This is a genomic window from Streptomyces sp. NPDC059224, from assembly GCF_042754285.1.
In the GTDB taxonomy this organism is placed as follows: Bacteria; Actinomycetota; Actinomycetes; order Streptomycetales; family Streptomycetaceae; genus Streptomyces.
This window is the reverse complement of the sequence record NZ_JBHZAN010000019.1, coordinates 123,078-143,623: the sequence shown is the minus strand read 5'-3', so window position 1 is coordinate 143,623 and position 20,546 is coordinate 123,078. Positions and strand designations below refer to the sequence as shown.

General features: G+C 73.2%; 17 protein-coding genes. 6 read left to right on the top strand and 11 right to left on the bottom strand.

The genetic code is table 11. The annotated features are described in order from the left end of the window. Positions 1-75 precede the first annotated feature (75 nt). Positions 76-702, top strand: a complete 627-nt coding sequence (locus tag ACFXI4_RS22295; RefSeq protein WP_384993544.1) for a DUF2064 domain-containing protein — start codon at positions 76-78, stop codon at positions 700-702. Beyond that, positions 669-1,442, top strand: coding sequence for a class I SAM-dependent methyltransferase (locus ACFXI4_RS22290; RefSeq protein ID WP_384993541.1), 774 nt, complete (start codon positions 669-671; stop codon positions 1,440-1,442). The genes ACFXI4_RS22295 and ACFXI4_RS22290 overlap by 34 nt, the downstream gene beginning before the upstream one ends. 313 nt (positions 1,443-1,755) lie before the next feature. On the opposite strand, the gene ACFXI4_RS22285 is transcribed toward ACFXI4_RS22290, so the two are convergent. Further along, positions 1,756-2,994: a molybdopterin-dependent oxidoreductase gene (locus tag ACFXI4_RS22285; protein ID WP_384993538.1), complete on the bottom strand. Its 1,239-nt coding sequence runs from the start codon at positions 2,992-2,994 to the stop codon at positions 1,756-1,758. 113 nt (positions 2,995-3,107) lie between these two features. On the opposite strand from ACFXI4_RS22285, the gene ACFXI4_RS22280 reads away from it, so the two are divergent. Next, positions 3,108-4,454 (top strand): hypothetical protein, encoded by a 1,347-nt coding sequence (locus ACFXI4_RS22280; protein ID WP_384993536.1) that lies wholly within the window; start codon positions 3,108-3,110, stop codon positions 4,452-4,454. 313 nt (positions 4,455-4,767) lie between these two features. Here ACFXI4_RS22280 and ACFXI4_RS22275 read toward each other — a convergent pair whose 3' ends face one another. Together ACFXI4_RS22275 and ACFXI4_RS22270 are read right to left on the bottom strand one after the other, a co-directional pair. After that, positions 4,768-5,892, bottom strand: a complete 1,125-nt coding sequence (locus ACFXI4_RS22275) for an NAD(+)/NADH kinase (RefSeq protein WP_362731859.1) — start codon at positions 5,890-5,892, stop codon at positions 4,768-4,770. A gap of 60 nt (positions 5,893-5,952) precedes the next feature. Then, positions 5,953-6,183: a helix-turn-helix transcriptional regulator gene (locus ACFXI4_RS22270; protein WP_362731857.1), complete on the bottom strand. Its 231-nt coding sequence runs from the start codon at positions 6,181-6,183 to the stop codon at positions 5,953-5,955. Between the two features lie 226 nt (positions 6,184-6,409). Between ACFXI4_RS22270 and ACFXI4_RS22265 the strand changes: the two genes are divergently transcribed. Beyond that, the gene (locus ACFXI4_RS22265; protein ID WP_384993532.1) at positions 6,410-8,815 is read left to right on the top strand and encodes a SpoIIE family protein phosphatase; all 2,406 of its coding nucleotides are present in this window, start codon (positions 6,410-6,412) and stop codon (positions 8,813-8,815) included. 32 nt (positions 8,816-8,847) lie between these two features. On the opposite strand, the gene ACFXI4_RS22260 is transcribed toward ACFXI4_RS22265, so the two are convergent. The 3 genes from ACFXI4_RS22260 to ACFXI4_RS22250 all read right to left on the bottom strand — a co-directional run bounded on the left by ACFXI4_RS22260 (position 8,848) and on the right by ACFXI4_RS22250 (position 12,031). Further along, positions 8,848-9,798: a serine/threonine-protein kinase gene (locus ACFXI4_RS22260; RefSeq protein ID WP_384993530.1), complete on the bottom strand. Its 951-nt coding sequence runs from the start codon at positions 9,796-9,798 to the stop codon at positions 8,848-8,850. Between the two features lie 61 nt (positions 9,799-9,859). Beyond that, positions 9,860-10,279, bottom strand: coding sequence for a TIGR03668 family PPOX class F420-dependent oxidoreductase (locus ACFXI4_RS22255; protein ID WP_384993528.1), 420 nt, complete (start codon positions 10,277-10,279; stop codon positions 9,860-9,862). Between the two features lie 729 nt (positions 10,280-11,008). Then, on the bottom strand, positions 11,009-12,031 hold the full coding sequence (locus ACFXI4_RS22250; protein WP_384993693.1) for a DUF2278 family protein: 1,023 nt from the start codon (positions 12,029-12,031) through the stop codon (positions 11,009-11,011). Positions 12,032-12,189: 158 nt separating this feature from the next. Here ACFXI4_RS22250 and ACFXI4_RS22245 point away from each other — a divergent pair, with 158 nt between their 5' ends. Together ACFXI4_RS22245 and ACFXI4_RS22240 are read left to right on the top strand one after the other, a co-directional pair. Further along, positions 12,190-12,630: an SRPBCC family protein gene (locus tag ACFXI4_RS22245; RefSeq protein ID WP_384993526.1), complete on the top strand. Its 441-nt coding sequence runs from the start codon at positions 12,190-12,192 to the stop codon at positions 12,628-12,630. A gap of 77 nt (positions 12,631-12,707) precedes the next feature. Further along, on the top strand, positions 12,708-13,391 hold the full coding sequence (locus tag ACFXI4_RS22240) for a Crp/Fnr family transcriptional regulator (protein ID WP_384993524.1): 684 nt from the start codon (positions 12,708-12,710) through the stop codon (positions 13,389-13,391). Positions 13,392-13,575: 184 nt separating this feature from the next. Here ACFXI4_RS22240 and ACFXI4_RS22235 read toward each other — a convergent pair whose 3' ends face one another. The 5 genes from ACFXI4_RS22235 to ACFXI4_RS22215 all read right to left on the bottom strand — a co-directional run bounded on the left by ACFXI4_RS22235 (position 13,576) and on the right by ACFXI4_RS22215 (position 20,262). Further along, positions 13,576-14,727, bottom strand: a complete 1,152-nt coding sequence (locus ACFXI4_RS22235) for an XdhC family protein (RefSeq protein WP_384993522.1) — start codon at positions 14,725-14,727, stop codon at positions 13,576-13,578. A gap of 73 nt (positions 14,728-14,800) precedes the next feature. Beyond that, entirely contained in the window at positions 14,801-16,258 is a 1,458-nt protein-coding gene (locus ACFXI4_RS22230; RefSeq protein WP_384993520.1) for an NCS2 family permease, read from the bottom strand. Between the two features lie 149 nt (positions 16,259-16,407). Next, positions 16,408-18,807 carry a xanthine dehydrogenase family protein molybdopterin-binding subunit gene (locus tag ACFXI4_RS22225; protein WP_384993518.1) on the bottom strand — a complete coding sequence of 800 codons (2,400 nt, stop codon included), beginning with the start codon at positions 18,805-18,807 and terminating at the stop codon, positions 16,408-16,410. A 4-nt stretch (positions 18,808-18,811) separates the two neighbouring features. After that, positions 18,812-19,372 carry a (2Fe-2S)-binding protein gene (locus ACFXI4_RS22220; RefSeq protein ID WP_384993515.1) on the bottom strand — a complete coding sequence of 187 codons (561 nt, stop codon included), beginning with the start codon at positions 19,370-19,372 and terminating at the stop codon, positions 18,812-18,814. Continuing rightward, positions 19,372-20,262 carry an FAD binding domain-containing protein gene (locus ACFXI4_RS22215; protein ID WP_384993512.1) on the bottom strand — a complete coding sequence of 297 codons (891 nt, stop codon included), beginning with the start codon at positions 20,260-20,262 and terminating at the stop codon, positions 19,372-19,374. The genes ACFXI4_RS22220 and ACFXI4_RS22215 overlap by 1 nt, the downstream gene beginning before the upstream one ends. Positions 20,263-20,546 lie beyond the last annotated feature (284 nt).

Genomic DNA, 20,546 nt, shown 5'->3' with positions numbered 1-20,546 from the left:
ACCGGGGCCCCGCGCCCCCGAAGGACGCGTTCGCCTGCCTCCGCTTTCCCGCCTGACCAGTCAAGGGACCCCCGTATGACCACCCTCCTCGTGATCGCGAAAGAGCCCCGGCCCGGCAGGGTCAAGACGCGGCTCACCCCGCCCTTCTCCCCCGAGCAGGCCGCCGCCCTCGCCGAGGCGTCCCTCGCCGACACCCTGGACGCCGTCGCCGCGGCCCCCGCCACCCGCCGGGTCCTGGTGCTCGACGGAGACCCCGGCCCCTGGGTGCCGGCCGGCTTCGACGTCCTGCCGCAGTGCGCGGGCGGCTTGGACGCGCGTCTGGCCGACGCCTTCGGCCACTGCTCCGGCCCGGCCCTCCTCATCGGCATGGACACCCCCCAGGTCACCCCGGCCCTGCTCACCGTGGACCTCGCAAACCTCGACGCCTGCTTCGGGCCCGCCGAGGACGGCGGGTTCTGGGCGCTGGGGCTGGCCGACCCGGATCCCGCGCTGCTGCGCGGGGTGCCGATGTCCACGCCGGAGACCGGCGCGATCCAGCGTCGGCGGCTGGTCGCCGCGGGACTGCGGGTCGGGGACCTGCCACGGCTGCGGGACGTGGACACCGCCGAGGACGCGGCCGCCGTCGCCGCCCTCGTCCCGCACGGCCGCTTCGCCGCTCTCCTGGCCCGGTGCACGGCGGACAGCAAAACGGGCCGCCCGTGACCACCTCACCGCCCGTCGCCTGGACCGGCGCCGACCCCTACGCCACCGCCCTGCGGACCGGCCGGGGCCCGCTGTTCCTGCGCCGCACCGACGGTTGGCTGCTGCCCCTGGAGGTCGAGCGCTGGTGCGCACGGGCCGACCCGGTCGACCGGCAGGCCCTGGACCGCTGTGAAGGGGCCGTCCTCGACGTCGGCTGCGGCCCGGGGCGGCTCGTGGCCGAACTCGCCGCCCGGGGCCGTACCGTCCTCGGAATCGACGTCAGTGCGGCGGCCGTCGAGCACACCGTGCGCCTGGGCGGCCAGGCACTGCGCCGCTCGGTCTTCGAGCCGCTGCCCGGCGAGGGCCGCTGGGGCACGGTGCTGCTGATGGACGGCAACGTCGGGATCGGCGGCGACCCCCGCGACCTGCTCGACCGGGTGGCCCAGCTCCTCGCGCCGGGCGGGCTGCTGATCGCCGAGACCGCTCCGGTGGACGTCGACGAACGCGCCCGGGTCCGTCTCACCGACGCCCATGAGGCCGTCGGTGCCCCCTTCCTCTGGGCGCGGCTCGGCACCGCCGCCCTGCTGCGGCACGCGCGGGGCTGGGAGCGGGCCGGTCAGTGGGCGGCCGGCGGGCGCCGCTTCGTCGCCCTGCGCAGCCGGTACGCCAGCAGCAGCGCCGAACCGCCGAAGAGCACGGCGGTGATCAGCAGCCAGCGGGCCAGGAAGCCGTCCGCGGACCGGCCGGTGGCCGACCGGTAGTGGCCGGCCACCATCCCGCTGATCAGCGGGAACCACACCAGCAGGAGCAGCGCGGAGAACGCGGCCGGGACCCGGACGTACACCGCCCACCGGCGCCGGCCCGTCGCCCCCAGCCCCCGGAGGACCGCCCGGTCGGCCAGCGAGTACAGCGGCAGCAGCACGAGGTCGTGCAGCAGGGCCGCCCCCACCACCCACAGCGCCACGCCCAGCCAGTCACCCGAGAGCAGCCGTACACCGGCGTAGGCGGCGAGCGCGAACGAGCAGCCCAGCAGGAGGATCTCCAGGGGGCTGCCGACGACGGGGCGGGTACGCATCACAGGTCTCCGAAGGTCATCCGGGCCACCCACTTGGTGTTGAGCACACCGGGCGCGGCGGGCACGATCACACGCGCCGGGTAGCCGTGGTCGGGGGACAGGTCCTCGCCGTTCACCGTCAGGGCGAGCAGGGAGCGCGGGTCGGCGACCTGGTTGGCGCGCAGGGCGGCGCGGCGGAAGGCGCCGTGCAGCTGGATCGACTCCACGAGCACGTCCGGCGGGTCACCGTCGTAGCCGACGAGTGCCGCCAGGTCGCGCAGCCGCACCCCGCGCCACCACTGGTCGGCGGTGGACCAGCCCTCGACGCAGGCGATGGGCAACGCGGCGCTGTGCAGGGGCAGTCGCAGGAGCTCGGTGCGGCCGAGGCGGACCGTCCGGCCGTCGCGTCCGGTGACGACGAGCCGCCAGGCGTCGGCGCCGGTGGCCCGGGCGTCGATCCCGGCGTAGGCGGCCGTCTTGTTGATCTGGAAGCCGTTGGGCCCGCTGCCGGGGTCGGCGCCACCGTGCGGCGCGAGCAGGGCGGTGCGCCGCAGCGCGCCTCCGATGCTCTGCCCGGCCGTGGTGACGAGCAGCAGCAGGGACGCGCCGCCGACGAACCACAGCGCCCCGCGCCGGGACACGGTCGGCTCCTCCGGGCGGGCGGCCGCCAACTCGCCTTCGTCCCGCCGCCGCCCGCGGACCGCCCGGAGGGCCGTCGGGGTCTTCAGCGCCGCGTGTGCCACGAAGGCGGCGAAGAACACCCAGGCGCCGTAGAAGTGCAGGGGATAGAAGGAGCCGGGGAAGACGTAGTCGAGCTGGACGTTGAGAACGCCGGTGGTGAACTCGAAGAGGCCGCCGCCGACCAGCAGCAGCAGCGAGATCCGCTCCAGCGCGTGGGCGAGCGAGCGGGCCGGGGGCAGCGTGAACAGCTTCGGCACCACCGACCACAGCTTGGCGAGCAGCACCGGGATCAGGGTGACGCCGAGCGTGACGTGCAGGCCCTGGGTGAACCGGTAGAGCCAGGACGGGTCCGTCGGCCAGGAGAACAGGTAGAAGCCGAGGATGCCCTTGTCCGGGGTCTGGTCGTTCACCGGGGCCAGGTCCGGGTTGTAGGCGGCGTACGACACCAGACCGGTCACGAACAGTACGGTGACACCGCCGAGCAGCACGAGGCCGAGCACCGCGGTGAACCAGGTGCCGCGCAGCGGGCTGCGCCAGAAGCCGGGCGAGGTGGGAAGTCGTGGGTCGTCGTGTCGCATGGTCCGACCGTAGGCCGGGCAGACCCCCGGGACGGCCGCGCGACCCATGACGAAAGTCTGACGTCAGCCGCTTGATCCAGGCTTTCGTCCACTCACCGGCCTAGCGTTCCGGTGTGACCCGCGCTCCTCACCGTGCTCGCTCCGCCGATCTGTACGCCGTCCTCGCCGCCGCCCTGCTGGTGCTCCTCGCCGTTCTGGTCGGCCGGCACCTCCAGGACGCCTACCGCGTCCTGTTCGTGCACTGGCCGCCGCTGTTCGCCGACTGGGACCCGCACGTGGGCCCGGGCACCCCGGCCGCCGTACTGGTCGCGGCCGCCGTGGTCGCGTACGGGCCGAACCTCGCGGAGCGGCTGCCCTGGCGCGGGCTGCTCGCGGCGGCCTTCGGCGCGTGTCTGGCCTGGACGTGGTCGCTGGCGCTGGTCGACGGCTGGCGGCGGGGCGTGGCCGGCCGGCTCACCAGCCCGAACGAGTACCTCACGGTCATCGGCCGCTTCCACGACATCCCGGCGACCCTGCGCGACTTCACCCACCACATCGTCAGCGGCACGCCCGCACCCTGGCCCGCCCACATCGCCGGGCATCCGCCGGCGGCCACCCTCACCTTCGTCCTCCTCGACCGGGTCGGGCTGAGCGGCGGCGGCTGGGCGGGCGCCTGGTGCATCACCGTCGGGTCGTCGGCCTGTGTCGCCGTGCTGGTCGCGGTGCGGGCGCTGGCCGCCGAGCGGCTCGCCCGGCGGGCCGCGCCCTTCCTGGTCATGGCCCCGGCCGCGGTCTGGGTGGGCGCCTCGGCCGACGGGTACTTCGCGGCGGTGGCCGCCTGGGCGGTGGCACTGCTGGCCCTGGCTGTGACCGGACGCTCCATGACGGGCTGGGCGGCGGGCGCGGGGCTGCTGTACGGGCTGACCTGTTATCTGTCGTACGGCCTGACGCTCTTCGCGCTCATCGGGGCCGCGGTGCTGGTGCTCGGCCGGCGCCGGGTCCGGGCACGGCCGGTGGTCCTCGTGCCGCTGGTGGCGGGGGCGGCGGTGGTCCCCGTCGTGTTCACGCTCGCCGGGTTCGACTGGTCGGAGGGATACCGGCTGCTGGTCACCCGCTACTACCAGGGCGTCGGCGGCACCCGCCCGTACGGCTACTGGGTGTGGGCCAACCTGGCCTGCACGGTGGTCGTCATCGGACCGGCGGCGGTGGCCGGGCTGCGGCGGGCCGGTGCGGCCCTGCTCCGCCGCCGTACGACGGACTCCGCACCCGTCCGGCTGGCCTTCCTGGTGGCGGTCGCACTGGTCGCGCTGCTGGTGGCCGACGTGTCGGGAATGAGCAAGGCGGAGACGGAGCGCATCTGGCTGCCGTTCGCGATGTGGCTGCTGCCGGCGGCCGCGTTCCTGCCCCGGCCGCGCGTGTGGCTGGCGGCGCAGGCACTGCTCGCGCTGCTGGTGAACCATCTCCTGTTCACCGGGTGGTGACACCTCACCGCGGGTGTGCGCGGGTGTGCGCGGGAGAACGTGCGCGGGGCGTCACGCGGGCCGGGCCGGATCAGCAGGCGGGCGAGCGCTCCTTCGTCGGCCGTCCCGGCGAGCAACCGGGCCTGGTCGGTGCGGACCCGGTGGGCGGCGCGCCGGTACAGGCCGCACGCCGCGGGGGGTGAGATGGAGCAGGACGCGGCGGCGGTCGACCATGCGGTCCACGGGGGTCCGGTCGTCGGCACCACGGACCGCGCACCACGGCCCCCCGGCCCCGGCCGGCGCGGGCGGCCCGGGCGGGCGGCCGGGGCGGGGGTCAGACGTGTCCGGATGCCGGGGTCACGCCACCCTTCACCTCGACGCACGGCTCTTCCTCCTCGACGCCCGTCAGGCTGGCGGGCAGCAGGGAGAGGTGGGCCATGTCGCCGGGCAGGGGCGTCCGCGGCGACCACAGCGGCGGAGGGGTGCCGTCGGCGACGGCGGCCGGGGCGTCGGTGAGGTTCATGCGCTCGCGCAGCCGGCCGTAGAAGTCCATCGGCGCCAGCCTGACCACCCGCAGCCGGGCCGGGGCGGCGTACACACCGATCCAGTCGCCCGGCTCCAGTACCCCGCGCACCTGTCCGTCGACGCTGACCGCGGCCTGCCCCGAGCGTTCCAGGACGCGCAGGCCGACCGCCTCGTTCGGGGCGGTGACGACCGAGCGGTTGAACGTCATGTGCGGGGCGACCGGGGTGAAGACGAGTGCGTCCGCGACGGGCGACACGACGGGACCGCCGGCCGCGAAGCTGTAGGCGGTCGAGCCGGTCGGCGTCGCCACCAGCAGCGCGTCGGCGGAGTAGGAGGCGAGCAGCCGGCCGGAGATGTACACGCCGACGGACACCTGGCGGTCCCGGGACAGCTTCTCCAGTACGACGTCGTTGACCGCGAAGACGTGCAGGGGCACACCCCACTCGGTGTCCTCCGTGCAGTCGGTGCGCACCTCAGGCGGCGGCAGCAACGGCCCTCGGCCGTAGCGCATCAGACCCTCCATGTCGGAAGGCACCTCCAGCCGGCGGGAGGCCCGCATGGTGAGCAGCATGCGGCTGTCGACGGTGAACCGGTCCTCGCGGATCGCGTCCAGCGCCTCCCGCACCGAGCAGTCCGCCACCTCGGTCAGGAAGCCGACCCGGCCCAGGTCGACGCCGAGGACCAGGGCGTCGCTGTGGGCGGCGAGCCGAGCGCCGCGCAGGAAGGTGCCGTCGCCGCCGAGGGTCACGATCAGGTCGGGATCGCCCGCGGCCGCGACCTCCTCCCCCGAGCTGTGCCGTCCGCCGTCGTTCCATACGTCGATGTCCGTGCACGGCACGTCGTGCTCCGCCGCCCACGCCCGCACCGTTCGGGCGGCGTCCACCGCCTCCGCCCGGCCTCCGTGCACCACCAGTCCGAGCCCGTTCACCGTCATCTCCGCCTCCAGGACACCGTGCGCAGCCGTTGTTCCCACGCTGTCACGGCCGGGCGTGTCTCACAGACCAAGAGAGACGGCCAGGCGGGTGAGCTCGGCCGTGGTGTTGATGTCGAGCTTGGCACGGATCCGGCGGAGGTAGGCGTCGACGGTGTGCCGGGAGAGCCCCATCAGGCGTGCGGCCTGCAAGTACGTGCAGCCCGCGGCGATGTGCTTCAGCGTCTCGCGCTCACGCGGGGCCAGCGCGACGGCGGCGGTCTCGGTGTGCTGGGTGACAACGGTGAAGCTCATGAGGATTCCCTGGGCGAATTGACCGATAGTAGCTATTTGTCTGTTTACAGAACCCTCACAAGCCGACGTCATGGCGGCGTCCGCCGTCCGTCACAGGCGTGTCACAGGAGCCCGGGGGTGCGTATGCCGACGACGGCCGGCGGACAGCGGCGACTGGTGCTCCGTGTCGGCCGGGATCATCCTGGGAGAAGAGCCGGCCGTGCAGGTTCCGCGAAGGATGAGCGGCATGGAACGACGTCCCACCCCTCCCAGTACCCCGGCACTGACCCACGCTGTACCGCAGGGGGCCTACACCGCCGCGGTGACCGTCGACGAGCGGGGTGCCGTGACCGGCTGGAGCGACGGGGCCAGGCTGCTGCTGGGCTACCCGCCCGCCGAGATCCTGGGGCAGGACGCCGCCCGTCTGCTCGCCGAGCCGGACGGGGGCTGCTGGCGCGAGGCGGCCGCCGGTCCGCGGTGGAGCGGGACCGCGGCCCTGCGCCACCGGGACGGACACCGGCTGGACCGGGACGTGCTCGTGCACCGCCGGGCCTCCGGCGACCGGCCGGGCGGCGCGGAGTGGCGGGTGGTGTCGGCCGTCACCGGAGCGCCCGCGGGCGCCGACCGGACCCTCGGGGAATGGGCCTTCGACCAGTCCCCGTGCGTCGCCGCCGTCTTCGACGACGGACTGCGGCTGGTGCTGGCCAGTGTCGGGATGCAGCGCAGCCTGTCCCTCCCGGAGGGCACGATGCGCGGGCTGCGGCTGACCGACATCGCACCGTACGAGGGCGGCGTCGAGGCCGAGGCCGGCATGCGGCGGATCCTGGACGGCGGCGGCGCCGAGGACGTCCACCTGCGTCTGGACCCGGACGCCCCCGACCACGACTGGCACGGACGGCTCGCCCCGCTGACGGACGCGGACGGATGGGTGCGGGCGGTGACGTTGACGGCCCACGCCGATCCGTCCGAACAGCTGGTGTGGCGCCGGATGCTGCTGCTGAGCGATGCCGGAGTGCGTATCGGCACCAGCTCCGACGTGCAGCGCACCGCGCGGGAGCTGGCCGACGTCGTCGTGCCCGCGTTCGCCGACGCCTGCGCCGTGGACCTGCTGGACGCGGCCAGGCCCGGCGCGAGGGCCGCGGACGGCCGCGCGCTGCGCCGGGCGGCCGTACGGGTGTCGCCGCACGGCCCGCCGTTCCCCCGTCTCACCGGCGAGGTGCTGCGCTGCCCGCCCTGGTCGCCGTCGGGGCGGTGCCTGAGGGAGGAGCGGGGCACGGTGTACACGAGCGACGACGAGGTCGTTGCCCGCTGGGCGCGGGAGGATCCGCAGGCGGCCGCGTGGGTCAGGGAGAGCGGGGCGCACTCCCTGATGACGGTGCCGCTCCGGGCGGCCGGCACCACCTTCGGGGTCGCCCTGTTCGGGCGGAACCTACGCAACGAGCCGTTCGACCCGGACGACCTGTGGGTGGCCGAGCAGCTGGCGGCCCGTACGGCCACCAGCATCCAGAGCGCCGAACGCGCCCAGCGTCAGCACACCACCACGATGACGCTCCAGCGCAGCCTGCTCCCGCAGTCGCTGCCCGAACAGGCGGCGCTGGACATCGCCAGCCGCTATCTGCCCTCGGCCAGCCAGGCCGGGGTGGGCGGCGACTGGTTCGACGTGATCCCGCTGTCCGGGACCCGGGTCGCGCTCGTCGTCGGCGACGTGGTCGGCCACGGGATGCGGGCCGCGGCCACCATGGGCCGGGTCCGCACCGCCGTCCGTACCCTGGCAGACGTCGACCTGCCGCCCGACGAACTCCTCAGCCACCTCGACGACCTGGTCGTCCATCTCTCCGCCGAGGAGGCCGGCGCCGACAACGCCGAGGAGACCGCCGGCGGTGTCGGCACCACCTGCCTGTACGGCGTGTACGACCCGGTCACCCGCGGGTTCACCGTCGCCCGGGCCGGACACCCGCCGCCCGCCGTCGTCACCTCGGGCACCGTCCGATTCCTCGACGTGCCCGCCGGGCCTCCGCTGGGCCTGGGCGGGCTGCCCTTCGAGTCCTTCGAGACCGAACTGCCCGAGGGCAGCCTGATCGCCCTGTACACCAACGGCCTGCTCGAACCCCGCGACCACGACATCGACGAGGCCCTGGACATGATGTTCGGCGCGCTCGCCCGCCCCGCCCAGAACCTGGAGACCGTCTGCGACCGGGTCCTGACGACCATGCTCACCCACCGCCCCGACGACGACATCGCCCTCCTCGTCGCCCGCACCCGGGCCCTGCACGGGGACCGGGTCGTCACCTGGGAGCTGCCCTTCGACCTGGCCGCCGTCGCCGACGCCCGCAAGCAGGCCACCGACCAGCTCATCGCCTGGCGGCTGGAGGAGGCCGCGTTCATCACCGAGCTGATCGTCAGCGAGATGGTCACCAACGCGTTCCGGTACGGCCGGCCGCCCGTCAGACTCCGGCTCATCCACGACGACCACACCCTCACCTGCGAGGTCTTCGACTCCAGCAACACGGCCCCGCACATGCGACGGGCGCACACCTACGACGAGGGGGGACGCGGTCTGCTCCTCGTCGGGCAGCTCACCCAGCGCTGGGGCACCCGCCACGCCACCACCGGCAAGACCGTCTGGGCGGAACAGTTCCTCACCGGGGGCTGAGAGTTCCCGGCACACCCGGCGGGCCCGGAGGTCTAGGGACCGAACACCGGGCGGGCCCAGGGGGGCGGCCCGGGGACGGGGGCGGTGTCCCGGCGGACCGTGGGGGTCCGGTGCGCGGGCACCTGCCGCGAGGCCTCCTGCGCCGGTGCGACGCCGTACGCGGCGAGCCGCAGCGCGCCCACGAACTCCAGGCAGGAGCCGTATCGGTCCTCGGGGACCTTGGCCAGCGCCTTGGCGAACACCTCGTCCAGCCCCGGCGGCAGCCCGGACCGCACCTCGCTCAGGGCGGGCGGCCGGTCGTACTGATGCGCCCACAGCAGAGCGATGTCCTCGTCCCGGACGAACGGCGGACCGCCCGCGAGCATCTCGAAGACCACGCAGCCGAGGCTGTAGAGATCGCACCGGCCGTCGACCGGGCGGCCCGAGATCTGCTCCGGCGCCACGTAGTCCAGGGTGCCGACGAACTCGCCGACCGTCGTGAACCCCGTCAGCGACAGCGACTTCTTGGTGAGCCCGAAGTCCGTGAGGTAGACGTGCTCCGGGTGGTCGCTGTCGGTACCCCGCGCCACCAGCACGTTGCCGGGCTTCACGTCCCGGTGCACCAGATCGTGCTCATGGGCCGCGTCCAGCGCCGAGGCGACCTGGGTGGCGATCCGCAGGGCCGCGGCCACCGACAGCACGCCCTCCTGGTCGAGCAGCGCGCGCAGGTCCGGGCCCGACACGTACCGCATCGCGATGTACAGCACGCCGTCCGTCTCGCCGGCCTCGAAGATCGGCACGATGTGGGGATGGTCGAGGGCGGCCGCCACCCGCGACTCGTGGGTGAAGCGGCGGCGGAAGGTGTCGTTGCGGGCCATCTCCGGGGCGAGCAGCTTCAGCGCGACGGTGCGGTCCAGGCGCAGGTCCTTCGCACGGTAGACGACGGCCATTCCGCCCCGCCCGATCTCGCCCTCGACCTCGTAACCCGCGATGCGCGTCGCCATGGCATGTCCACCCGTAGCGTTCCGGACCTGCCTGCATCGTATCCAGCGCCACGGTGTCCCGCTAAAGGACGGCCGCCTGCCAGCCGGTCCAGTGCGACACGGTCACGCGGATGACCCGGTCGTTCGGCGGGTGTTCCCGGTACTGCGGGTACTTCTCGCGCAGGGGCTGGATAACCGCCGGGTCGGCGGGAGTCACCCGCGCCTCACCGTCCGCCCGGACCCACCACAGGCGGTCCCAGTTCTCGTCGTACTCGTCCACGAGCAGGCTCACGCACGGCTGGGCCGCGATGTTGCGCAGCCGCTTGAGCCGGGGCGTGGTCTTGGGCTTGTGGTCGACGGCGGTGACGATCCCGTCGGCCCCGTACCGCGCGAAGACGACCGGCACCAGATGCGGGCGACCGCTCTCGTCGACGGTGGCGAGCCGTGCCACGCGCGCCCCGGCGAACCGCCGCCGCGCCTCGTCCTCCGTCAGTTCCGGCACCGCGTCCCCTTCTTGTCGGCTTCTCGTCGGCTTCTTGTCGGCTTTCCCCCCAGGCGTCGCGCGGCGCGTCCGGCACGTCGGCGTCCGTCAGCTGCCGGCGGCGAGCGCGTCCGGGGAGTCGGGCGCGCCGACGGGGACGGCGAGCACGGTCCGGGCGGGGCCGCGGCCCCGTACGTGGCGCGGCGCGAACGGTGGAGCCGGTGGCCGGGCCGTCGTCGACGACGGCGCAGTTCGCGCCGCTCCCGTTCCACCACGGGGGCCAGGCGTCCTCGCCCAGGCCCAGGGGGGCCGCGGTCGCCCGGCCGGGGAGCTGTGGGTCGTCCCCGGCGACCGCGCCGACACCGAACTCCTCGTGGTGCCGGGCTCCGATCGTGCGTACGACGAGCACGTCGAGCGGGGCGGCCGCCCCGCCCCGCGGCGGCGCCGGCACGACCGGGTCCGGCAGGTCGGCCTCGTCGCTCGGCTTCACCAGCGCGGCGGCGAGTTCACGACCGGCCTCGGGACGGTACCGGTAGCGCACGGCTCGTCCTCTCCGGTCGGTATCGGCCCCTCCCCCATGCTCACACCTGGACGTGTCGAGGACCGAGTCCACCGCCGGGAGATTCGTACAGGTTTTCTATTGTGCGTATCGTCCCGGCGTGCCGCTCCAGGGACGGCGTGGTCGTCGAGCCGTACGCCTTCGCCGCCCGAGGCGCCCGGCCCTTCCGGGGTCCCGGCGGTGGGGTCCGGTCAGAAGAGCGTCCACCACCCTTCGCGGGCCGCCTGCCCGGCCGTGTAGGACACCCCGTGCACCTTGAGGCCGGCGGCGTCCAGGAGGGTGATCTCGCCGCCGTGGTTGCCGAGTCGGGCGCCGCCGGACAGCGGGACGGCGAGGACGGCACCGGAGGCCAGCGGGCCGGGCGGCACCGGGGAAGCCTGGCCGATGCGGTCCAGCAGGCGCCAGCCGGTGAGGTCGGCCGGGGCGGGCGAGGCGTTGAGGAGAGTGACGGTCTCCGCCTCGGGGGCGGGCCCGGTCGGGTTGACCAGCGCGGCGACGATCCGCACCGGCCGGTCGCCGGGGGCCGGCCGGGAGGTGTCGACGCCGCCGAGGGCGTGGCCGGTGACGTCGTCGGTGTGCCAGGCCTGGTTCTGGAAGGCCAGGAATATCCCGACCCAGCGGTCCGCGCCCTGGCCGTCGCCGGGGAGGCGGATCAGCAGCCCGCCGTCCTGCCACACCCCGTCGTCGCCGCTGAAGCGGCCGCTGTTGCCCTGGTTCATGTGGATGTCGTGGACGCCGTCGCCGGGCAGGAAGCCGAAGATCTTGTCCTTGACGCCGGTCTCGGGCCCCCAGCGTTCACCGAAGAGGTACAGCCGGGCGCGGGGGTCGCCGACGGCACGGCGCACGTAGTGGTCGAGCAGGTCGGCGAGGTCGTTGTCGGGGCCGGAGCGGTCGGCGGGCAGGACGCGCATCTTCGCCGGGTCGAAGAGGTTGCCGCGCACGAAGTCGAGGCCCGGGCCGCCGGGCCCGGACGGCAGGGTGTTCCAGCCGTCCCTCAGGTCCTCCAGGCGGGCGGTGAGCGGGTGCCCGAAGTCGTCGTCGACGAGGTAGAGCAGTTCGGCGGGTTTCTGCTGCGAGAGGACGTTGACCGCGGCCCGGTAGTGGACTCCCGTGTCATCCGTGAGGTGGATCTGGTAGTGCGGGCTGTCGCCGGCGCCCTCGCGCCGGACGTCGACGGCCCGGGCGATCAGTACGCCATAGGTCTTCAACGGCATGTCGACCAACTCCCCGTGAGGGCAGGCGGTTTGCCCGCCCATGGCGGGAATCGTACGGGCCCGGGGCCGGTTCCGGCCCGTCTTGGACGTTTTCTGACGGTCCTGTGCACAGACGATGCGCGGCCTGCGGAGCCTGGCCGATTCCCTACGATCGTTCCGTGGTCACCTTCCTTCTCCAACGCACGGCTCCGCTGCCGATCGACGAGGCGTGGCGCCGGCTCACGGAGTGGTCCGCGCACGCCGATGCGGTCCCGCTGACGCGCATCACCGTGCTCACCGATCCGCCGACCCGTCAGGGCACGGTCCTCGTGGCCCGTTCCGGGCTCGGACCGCTGTTCTTCGAGGACCCGATGGAGGTGACCGTCTGGGAGCCCCCGGACGACGGCGGATCCGGCCGGTGCCGCCTGGTCAAACGCGGCCGGGTGGTGCTCGGCTGGGCCGAACTGGAGGTGCATCCGGGGCCCGGCGGCCGCACCCGGGTGGTCTGGTACGAGGAACTGCGGGTGCGGGGTCTGCCGTCGGCCCTCGACCCGCTGGTGCTCAGGACCTCCCGGGCGGTGTTCGGCCGGGCGGTCAACGCGCTGCTCCGCGGGCCGTAACCGCCGCCCGGACCGGCCCCCCTTGGCAGACCACGGCCGCACGATGGACAGTGGCTCTCCGGTGCCGAACCGTCACCGTGGGGCGATGTGGCCGGGGAGGCTCGGAGGGGGCGTTCTTCTCGCCCGGGGAGGCCGAGCCGCTGCGGGAGGCCGGGCACCCGCGCGGGTGGGGCCGCGGCGAGGTGCTGATGCGGGAGGGCGAGGAGGCCCGCTTCGTCGTCCTGCTGACGGCCGGCCTGGTGAAGGCGACGGTCGACTCGGCCAACGGCTGCACCAGCCTGCTCGCCCTGCGCGGCCCCGGTGAACTCCTCGGCGAACTCACCTGCGTCGACGGCGGTCCGCGGGGCGCGACGGTCACCGCGATGCGCCGCTCGGAGGGCGTGGTGGTCGCCGCGGACGCCTTCCTGCGGCTCCTGGAGCGGGATGCGGGGCTCTGCCTGTCCGTCCTGCGCGGTGTCGTGGGCCGGTTGCGGGACTCCGACGTGCTGCGCGCCGAACAGGGCGCCCGCACCACCCGGGCCCGGGTGGCCGGGCTGCTGGTGAAGCTGGCCGTGCAGTACGGCTCGGCCGCGCCGGAGATCCTGCCGGATGCCGTCTCCGTCCAGGTCAACCAGCGTGAACTGGCCGCCGCCACCGGGGCGTCCAGGGAGTCGGTGGTGCGCTGCCTGCGGGCGATGCAGCAGGAGGGCCTGGTGGCCACCGGGCGGGGCCGTACCGTCGTACTCGATCTGGCGGGGTTACGCCGCTGGGCCGGGGAGTGAGCGGTCGCGCGGCCGTGCACCGCGACCGCATCGGAGCGGAACTCCCCCTGCCGAATGCGTCATTTGACGCTGTACGACACTCGTGAACGCGCTTCCATCGTCCCCTGGCGCCCGGACCGGTACGACGATCGGGGGAACGGACCGGGCGCTCCGCTCCCTGCGGGGTGGCCGGATCCGGGGGGAGTCAGGCCACCGACCCGATCCGCCGCGCCGGCACCGATGCCGGGTCGTGGTGGATCGGGGTGTGGGCGCCGGTCAGGGAGAGACCGCTGCCGCCGCGGCGGTCGGCGACGACCTCGGCCGCGATCGACAGGGCGGTCTCCTCGGGTGTACGGGCGCCGAGGTCCAGGCCGATCGGAGACCTGAGGCGGGCCAGCTCCGACTCGGTGACACCGACCTCGCGGAGCCGCCGGTTGCGCTCCAGGTGGGTGCGGCGGGAACCCATCGCGCCGACGTACGCGACCGGCAGCCGCAGGGCGAGCCGGAGCAGCGGGATGTCGAACTTGGCGTCGTGGGTGAGGACGCACAGGACGGTGCGGCCGTCCACGCGCGTGCGCTCCAGGTAGGTGTGCGGCCACTCGACGACGATCTCGTCGGCCTCCGGGAAGCGGGCCTCGGTGGCGAAGACCGGCCGCGCGTCGCACACGGTCACGTGGTAGCCGAGGAACTTGGCGACGCGGACCAGCGCCGACGCGAAGTCGATCGCCCCGAAGACGATCATCCGTGGCGGTGGGACGGACGACTCCACCAGCACGGTGACCGGTGCTCCGCAGCGGGAGCCCTGCTCCCCGATCTCCAGCGTGCCGGTGCGGCCCGCGTCCAGGAAGGCCCGGGCCTCGGCGGCCACCGTGCGGTCCAGCTCGGGGTGGGCGCCGAAGCCGCCCCGGTGGGCGCCGTCGGCGTCCACCAGCAGGGCGCGCCCGAGGAGTTCGGCAGGCCCGGTGACGATCCGCGCGACGGCCGCCGCCTCCCCCCGCGCGGCGGCGGCCAGCGCGGCCTCGGCCACCGGCCGGGCGGGGTCGCCCGCCCGGACCGGGGTGACGAGGACGTCGATGACACCGCCGCAGGTCAGGCCGGCGGCGAAGGCGTCCTCGTCGCTGTAGCCGAAGCGTTCGAGGACGGTGCCGCCGTCCTCCAGCGCCTGCCGGCACAGCTCGTACACGGCGCCCTCCACGCACCCGCCGGAGACCGAGCCCACCACCGTGCCGTCGGCGTCCACCGCGAGGGCGGCGCCGGGCCGGCGCGGGGCGCTGCCGCCCACCGCCACCACCGTGGCCACGGCGAAGTCACGGCCGTCCGCGACCCACCGGCTCAGCTCCTCGGCGATGTCCAGCATCTCTCGGTCTCCTTCCGACAGGGTCGGGTACGGCGCGCCCCCTGAGGGCGCGGGGAACCGCGCAGCGGAGCGTCTAGTGGACGCCGAGCCGGCTCTCGATGGGATGGAGGGCGAAATAGACCAGGAAGATCACTGTCAGGCCCCACATGAATGCCCCGATCTCCCGGGCCCTGCCCTGAGCTGCCTTGATGGCGGTGCAGGAGATGACTCCGGCGGCCACACCGGTGGTGATGGTGTAGGTGAAGGGCATCAGGACGACCGTGAGGAACACCGGGATGGCGGTGGCCCGGTCGGCCCAGTCCACGTGCCGGGCGTTCATCAGCATCATGGCGCCGATGACCACCAGGGCGGCCGAGGCGACCTCCTGCGGGACGATCGCGGTGAGCGGGGTGAAGAACAGGCAGGCCGCGAAGAACAGGCCGGTGACCACCGAGGCGAGCCCGGTGCGGGCGCCCTCGCCGACGCCGGTCGCCGACTCGATGAACACGGTCTGCCCGGAGCCGCCGGCCACGCCGCCGACGGCGCCGCCCGCTCCGTCGATGAACAGTGCCTTGGACAGGCCCGGCATCCGGCCCCTGTCGTCGGCGAGCTTCGCCTCGGTGCCGACGCCGATGATGGTGGCCATCGCGTCGAAGAACCCGGCGAGCACCAGGGTGAAGACGATCATCGCGACCGTCATCGCGCCGACCTCGCCCCAGCCGCCGAACTCCACGTGCCCGAAGAGCGAGAAGTCCGGCATGGAGACGGCGGAGCCGTGCAGTTCGGGGGCGCCGTTGGCCCACTGTTTCGGGTCGATGACACCGAGGCCGTTGAGCACGGCGGCCACGAGGGTGCCGCTGACGATGCCGATCAGGATGGCTCCGGGGACGTTCCGCGCCTGCAGCATGAAGATCAGCAGCAGGGTGCCGGCGAAGAGCAGCACGGGCCAGCCGGTGAGTTCGCCCGCCGGGCCGAGACTGAGCGGGGTGGCCTTGCCCTGGTGCACGAAGCCGGACTTGTAGAGACCGATGAGCGCGATGAACAGGCCGATGCCCATGGTGATGCCGTGTTTGAGCGCCAGCGGGATGGCGTTCATGATCATCTCGCGTAGGCCGGTGACCACCAGGAGCATGATGACCACGCCGTACAGCACGCACATGCCCATCGCCTGCGGCCAGGTCATCTGCGGGGCGACCTGCGAGGAGAGCACGCCGGAGACGGACAGGCCGGCGGCGAGCGCGAGCGGCACCTTGCCGACGAAGCCCATCAGCAGCGTGGTGAAGGCCGCCGCGAACGCGGTCGCGGTGATCAGCGCCTTCTGTCCGAGGGTGTCCCCGGCCACGTCCCTGCCGGACAGGATCAGGGGGTTGAGCAGAAGGATGTACGCCATCGCCATGAAGGTGGTGACGCCGCCGCGGACCTCTCGCGCGACGGTGGATCCTCTGCGGGATATGTGGAAGTACCGGTCGAGCCAGGACCGTCCGGCGGGGACGCGGGTTCCCGCGCCCGCGTCGTCGGCGACGGTCTCCGGCTCCAGTGACTGCTGGGTCATATGGGCCTGCTCCCAAGGTTCAAAGGGGCACCCGCGCATGCCTGCGGCGACGAGCGGGATTTGGGGAGGTGCCCGACCCGGGGGACGGCCCGAGGCGAACATTCGAAGGGGTCCTGGGGGACGGAAGTCCCCCAGGACGGCTTACCGGTTCAGACCCCGGAGGGGCCGGTGCCGGTGAGGTGTTCCGGTCGGACCGGCGTGCGGTTCAGCTCCAGGCCCGTCGCGTTCCGGATCGCCGCGAGGACGGCCGGGGTCGACGACAGGGTCGGGGCTTCGCCGATGCCACGGAGCCCGTAGGGGGCGTGGTCGTCGGCGAGTTCGAGGACGTCGACCGGGATGGTCGGCGTGTCGAGGATGGTCGGGATCAGGTAGTCGGTGAAGGACGGGTTCCTGACCTTCGCGGTCTTCGGGTCGACGATGATCTCCTCCATCACCGCGACACCCAGGCCCTGGGTCGTACCGCCCTGGATCTGGCCGACGACGGAGAGCGGGTTGAGCGCCTTGCCGACGTCCTGGGCGCAGGCCAGCTCGACCACCTTGACCAGGCCCAGCTCGGTGTCGACCTCGACGACCGCGCGGTGCGCGGCGAAGCTGTACTGGACATGGCCGTTGCCCTGGCCGGTGCGCAGGTCGAAGGGCACGGTCGGCCGGTGCCGCCACTCCGCCTCGATCTCGACCGCCTCGTCGCCGAGCACGTCCGCGAGGCCCGCGAGCACCTCGCCGCCGTCGGTGACCACCTTGCCGCCCTCCAGGAGCAGCTCTGCGGTGGCCCAGGCGGGGTGGTACGTGCCGAACTTGCGGCGTCCCAGCTCCAGCACCTTCTCGCGGACGAGCTCGCAGGAGTTCTTGACGGCGCCGCCGGTGACGTACGTCTGGCGCGAGGCCGAGGTCGAACCGGCGCTGCCCACCTGGGTGTCGGCGGGGTGGATGGTGACCTGGGCGACGCCGAGTTCGGTGCGGGCGATCTGCGCGTGGACGGTGACCCCGCCCTGGCCGACCTCCGCCATCGCGGTGTGCACGGTGGCGACCGGCTCCCCGCCGACGACCTCCATCCGCACCTTGGCCGTGGAGTAGTCGTCGAAACCCTCGGAGAAGCCGACGTTCTTGATGCCGACGGCGTAGCCGATCCCACGGACGACGCCTTCGCCGTGCGTGGTGTTGGACAGGCCGCCGGGCAGCTGCCGTACGTCCGCCTCCTCGCCGGCCGAGAGCCACTGCTGCGCGGGCGGCAGGGGCATCGCCTTGACCCGGCGCAGGAGTTCGGCGACCGGGGCCGGTGAGTCGACCGGCTGGCCGGTGGGCAGGAGGGTGCCCTGCTCCATGGCGTTCAGCTTCCTGAACTCCACCGGGTCCATCCCGAGTTGCGCCGCCACCTTGTCCATCTGCGCCTCGTAGGCGAAGCACGCCTGGACCGCGCCGAAGCCGCGCATCGCGCCGCAGGGCGGGTTGTTGGTGTAGAGGGCGATGGCCTCGACCTCCACGTCGTCGACGGCGTAGGGGCCGATGCCGAGCGAGGAGGCGTTGCCGACGACGGCCGGGGAGGCGGAGGCGTAGGCGCCGCCGTCGAGCACGATCCGGCACTTGACGTGCGTCAGCTTGCCCTCACGGGTGGCCCCGTGCTCGTAGTAGAGGCGGGCCGGGTGCCGGTGGACGTGCCCGAAGAAGGACTCGAAGCGGTTGTAGACGATCTTGACCGGCTTGCCGGTGCGCAGCGCCAGCAGACAGGCGTGGATCTGCATCGACAGGTCCTCGCGGCCGCCGAAGGCGCCGCCGACGCCGGACAGTGTCATCCGTACCTTGTCCTCGGGCAGGCCGAGGACCGGGGCGATCTGGCGCAGGTCGGAGTGGAGCCACTGGGTGGCGACGTAGAGGTGGACGCCGCCGTCCTCCTCGGGCACCGCGAGGCCGGACTCGGGGCCGAGGAAGGCCTGGTCCTGCATGCCGAAGTAGTACTCGCCCTTGACGATGACGTCGGCCCTCGTGGCCGCCTCGTCGGCGTCGCCGCGGACGATCGGCTGCCGGTGCACGATGTTCGGGTGCGGGACGTGGCCGATGTGGTGGTCGTCGCGGTTCTCATGGAGGTGCGGGGCGTCCGGGGCGGTCGCGGAGGCCTCGTCGGTGATGACGGGCAGCTCGCGGTACTCGACCTTGATCTTGGCGGCCGCGCGGCGGGCGGTCTCCGGGTGGTCGGCGGCCACGATCGCGACCGGCTCGCCGTGGTGGCGTACCTTGCCGTGCGCGAGGACCGGGGTGTCCTGGATCTCCAGGCCGTAGTTCTTCACCTCGGTGGGCAGGTCGTCGTAGGTCATGACGGCGTAGACGCCGGGCTGGGCGAGGGCCTCGCCGGTGTCGATCGACACGATCTCGGCGTGGGCGACCGTGGAGCGCAGGATCTGGCCCCAGAGCATGTCCTCGTGCCACATGTCGGACGAGTACGCGAACTCGCCGGTGACCTTGAGGGTGCCGTCCGGGCGCAGCGTGGACTCGCCGACGCCGCCCCTGGTCCGGGAACCCTGGGTGATCTTGGTGGGAGTGCCGATGGTGGGCATGTGCTCAGACCGCCTCTCCCTGCCGGGCGGCCGCGAGGCGCACCGCGTCCATGATCTTCTCGTAGCCGGTGCAGCGGCACAGGTTGCCCGACAGCGCCTCCCGGATGTCCGCGTCGGTCGGCGTCGGGTTGTGCTCCAGCATCTCGTCGGCGGCGACCAGCAGGCCGGGCGTGCAGAAGCCGCACTGCACGGCGCCGGCGTCGATGAACGCCTGCTGGATGGGCGAGAGTTCGGTGCCCTCGCCGGTCCGGAAGTCGGCGGCGGGCCTGGCCTGCCAGCGCTTCGCCTCGTCGAGCGTCGTACCGCCGGAGCGGTCCTTGGCGTAGTCCGCCAGGCCCTCCACGGTGACCACCTCGCGGCCCTCTGCCTGGCCGGCCGCGACCAGGCAGGAACAGACCGGGACGCCGTCGAGACGGACCGTGCAGGAGCCGCACTCGCCCTGTTCGCAGGCGTTCTTGGAGCCGGGCAGGCCGAGGCGCTCGCGCAGGACGTACAGCAGGGACTCGCCCTCCCAGACGTCGTCGGCCTCCTGGGGACGTCCGTTGACAGTGAAGTTGACGCGCATTACGCGGCTCCCTCCGTGAGGCGGCGGGTGCCGCGGTACGACTCCCAGGTCCAGGTGAGCGTGCGGCGGGCCATCACACCGACCGCGTGCCGGCGGTAGCCCGCGGTGCCCCGGACGTCGTCGATCGGGTTGCAGGCGGCGGCGCACAGGTCCGCGAACTGCTTGGCCACCGACGGCGTGATGATCTTTCCGTTGTCCCAGAAGCCGCCCTCGTCGAGCGCCGCGTTCAGGAAGTCCTCGGCGGTCCTCGCGCGCACCGGCGTCGGGGCGGCCGAACCGATGCCCGTACGGACCGTGCGCGTCTCGGGGTGCAGGGCCAGTCCGAAGGCGCACACCGCGATCACCATCGCGTTGCGCGTACCGACCTTCGAGTACTGCTGCGGGCCGTCCGCCTTCTTCACGTGCACCGCGCGGATCAGCTCGTCCGGCGCCAGGGCGTTGCGCTTCACGCCGGTGTAGAAATCGTCGACGGGGATGAGCCGGGTGCCCCGCACCGACTCGGCCTCGACCTCGGCACCCGCCGCGAGCAGCGCGGGGTGGGCGTCACCGGCCGGGGAGGCGGTGCCCAGGTTGCCGCCGACGCCACCGCGGTTGCGGATCTGCGGGGAGGCGACGGTGTGCGAGGCGAGGGCCAGCCCCGGCAGCTCGGCCCGCAGGTTCTCCATGATCCGGGTGTACGGCACGGAGGCACCGAGCCGTACGCTCTCCTCGCCGGCCTCCCATTCGTAGAGTTCGCCGATGCGGTTGAGATCGAGGAGGTACTCGGGCCGGCGGTGGTCGAAGTTGATCTCGACCATCACATCGGTGCCACCCGCGATCGGCACTGCGGTGGGGTGCTCGGCCTTCGCGGCGAGCGCCTCCTCCCAGCTGGCGGGGCGAAGGAAGTCCATGACCGGCTCTCTTCTCCGTCTCGTTACGTCTCGTGAGTCGTGCGGATTGAGCCAATCCGTGTGCGGCGGGCCCGGCTCGTTCATGTCCTGTTAACGCGGAACGACGCCAGTACACCGCCCCGTACTCCACTGGGGTCAGTCACCGAAACCATGAAGGAGTTGGCTGGCCAGCAAAGGCATCTTGTAGATTCGTATGAACGGAGGTCCTCAGTAACCTCCTGGCTTTCCAGTGGAAACGATGGAAACGCCCAGGTACCTCGTGATCGCGGTCCGTGACCTCGCAC